This is a genomic window from Serratia sp. 506_PEND (genome assembly GCF_001076875.1).
GTDB lineage: Bacteria > Pseudomonadota > Gammaproteobacteria > Enterobacterales > Enterobacteriaceae > Serratia > Serratia marcescens.
The window spans coordinates 1-2,353 of record NZ_JVEL01000526.1; the positions used below are offsets into that span (position 1 = coordinate 1).

Below are 2,353 nucleotides of genomic sequence, written 5' to 3' on the forward strand. Positions count from 1 at the left end.
AAGGCGGGGAGCACGTTGCTGTGACACATGACCGCCCTGTTCCATCGGGGACGGAAACAAGGGGGATGACAAAGCCGCAGCGCAAGCGACTGACCAGAGGGAGGGAGTGCGAACGGGTGCCGGCATCAGGCTTCAGCCGACCCTTGTTTATGGACCGGAACAGGGCAGTGTCAGTCACAGCAAAAGTGAACACCGCTGACAACGGGGGCAAAGTGGGCACCGGAAGAAGCTGGTTTACCGGCTTTCCTTAGCGGCCGTCCGGGACGGCCAGTGAGAGCGGCGCACCCGGAACGGGGGCAGCAAGCGGGCCATTGACCTGGTCGTTGACCTCAGGCATCGCTTGCTATCCCAGCGGGACGGAGACAGGCCACGTCCTGGCTCCGCGTAGCCTGGTGGCCACCGCGTGGACGCCCGGCGAAGTGCAGGCGACGACCCGGTTCACCGGGAAGCCGAAGGGGCCCGGGCGGGTTTGAATTTCTTTGATTGTGGCGCTTTTATGCCTCGAAATCCGATTGATTATTGAGGTAGAATAAGTGCAATTTCTGCACTTTTTTCAGGTTTAAAATGACTGGATTTGAACTCCGATTATGGCGAAAAAGCCTTGGCTGGAGCCGTGATAGGGCAGCTGAGGAGCTGGGTGTTTGCCTGCGTTCTTACAAAGACTACGAAAATGCGCCGGAAGTTAAGCGGGCCATAGAGTTAGCCACGATCACACTTTCCGTACAGGGTCTGATGCCGCTCATGTCACGCCCTCAGGTCAGCAAATCGAAAGCCCTTGAGATGCTTCAGAGAATGCTGCCCTGAATGGCAGGCACAACTCTGGCAGGCGGGGTTCTGAAGTCTCCGCGCTCGATGCGCGGGGGCTTCAGCAGGGGCCGCAGATCAGCCTTCAGACTCATCTTCATGGTGCATAGATGAAACTTTCAGCACCCCGGAAAAATCGATGTCCAGTCTGTCACACAGGTGCATCAAATCGGTGATCAGATCGCCCATGATGGTGTCTACGGATTCATCGCTGCGGGCAAGCCCGGTCTGGCGGGCGAAGTAGCAGAGTATTTCTGCGGCCATAGCTGATCGGTCAGCGTTATCCGGTTCCCGGAAAGTCGGCCAGTCTCTTTCGATGGCCATCGCGGCCAGCATCCTGATCCCCGTTATCGTATCTGCCATCTTATTCAGCTCCGCGCACGTTATTCAGCCCCGCAACCATTGCCCGTAAACAACCTTCCTGTCGGGTCGTGGTCATTTCGCCATTCATCAGTACCTGAGCAAACCAGGTCTTTTCTTTCAGCAGCACATAGCTGTTGGCTTCCCCCTGGGCACGAATCCGGATCTCACTGCCGGGTTCCTGGCCGTCATTGCGTAACGTAGCGGCCATCAGTGACAGCGCGGCTTCCACGCAGGGCAGGATTTTTTCGGAATCCGTCCCGATCTCCGGGTCATCAAAACAGAGTTCTGATTCACAGTTGATATTGTCTTCGAGCCAGCGGGCCAGAATCGTCAGGCCTTCCATTATTTCGGATGCGTTAATCATGTTCTCGTTCTCCTTATTTGACCCGGGCACCCTGCCCGGGTCCTGGCGGTGTCAGTCAATGGCGCGGAAGATTTTGCTGCGTTCCGGATGCTCAATAATGCTCACGTAGTCTTTCAGGGCATCCTGGCGGTCAACCAGGTTCTGGCAGGTCTGCGCGTACTGCGGCCCCATTTCTGAGGTTTTCCAGCACAGCTGGTTAAGTACGAACAGCGTGGCAATGATCCCGGCAGCGTCTGCGGAGACTTCTTCGTCAAAATAATTGCCCGGAATGCTCAGCTGGTAAGTGCCCTCTGGTGGGGTCATATACCCGGTCGGGCGGGTAGTGATGATGTCTGTATGTGGGCCGACATGGCCGCTAATCCCGCGCGGCACTTCCCAGAATTGCCACATGCCGCCGTCGTAGTTGCTGTGTCTGTCCAGAAATGACTGCACCAGTTGTTCGCCAAACGGCGTTGCAAACAGGCGCGGCACGAACACCTGGCGCTGGCGTGGGTGGGTGATTTCAATACGTGTTACCTGCTCAGTCTGGGGAATGGTCGCTGCGGTCGTGGTCATGATGGCCTCCTTCGGCTTCTTTCTGGTGTCCTCCCTTTTCCGTTTCCGNAAGGCGGGGAGCACGTTGCTGTGACACATGACCGCCCTGTTCCATCGGGGACGGAAACAAGGGGGATGACAAAGCCGCAGCGCAAGCGACTGACCAGAGGGAGGGAGTGCGAACGGGTGCCGGCATCAGGCTTCAGCCGACCCTTGTTTATGGACCGGAACAGGGCAGTGTCAGTCACAGCAAAAGTGAACACCGCTGACAACGGGGGCAAAGTGGGC

At 57.4% G+C, this 2,353-nt stretch carries 2 protein-coding genes and 1 pseudogene; all 3 read right to left on the reverse strand.

Going from position 1 to position 2,353, the window contains the following annotated elements; all coding sequences use genetic code 11:
* Positions 1-882: 882 nt before the first annotated feature.
* The 3 genes and pseudogenes from ADK28_RS22235 to ADK28_RS22245 all read right to left on the reverse strand — a co-directional run bounded on the left by ADK28_RS22235 (position 883) and on the right by ADK28_RS22245 (position 2,086).
* On the reverse strand, positions 883-1,167 hold the full coding sequence (locus ADK28_RS22235; protein WP_048796685.1) for a hypothetical protein: 285 nt from the start codon (positions 1,165-1,167) through the stop codon (positions 883-885).
* 217 nt (positions 1,168-1,384) lie between these two features.
* Positions 1,385-1,510, reverse strand: a pseudogene (locus tag ADK28_RS33115) (hypothetical protein); the annotation flags it as partial.
* Positions 1,511-1,582: 72 nt separating this feature from the next.
* Complete coding sequence (locus ADK28_RS22245) at positions 1,583-2,086, reverse strand: antirestriction protein (protein WP_048796687.1); 504 nt, start codon at positions 2,084-2,086, stop codon at positions 1,583-1,585.
* Between the last annotated feature and the right edge of the window lie 267 nt (positions 2,087-2,353).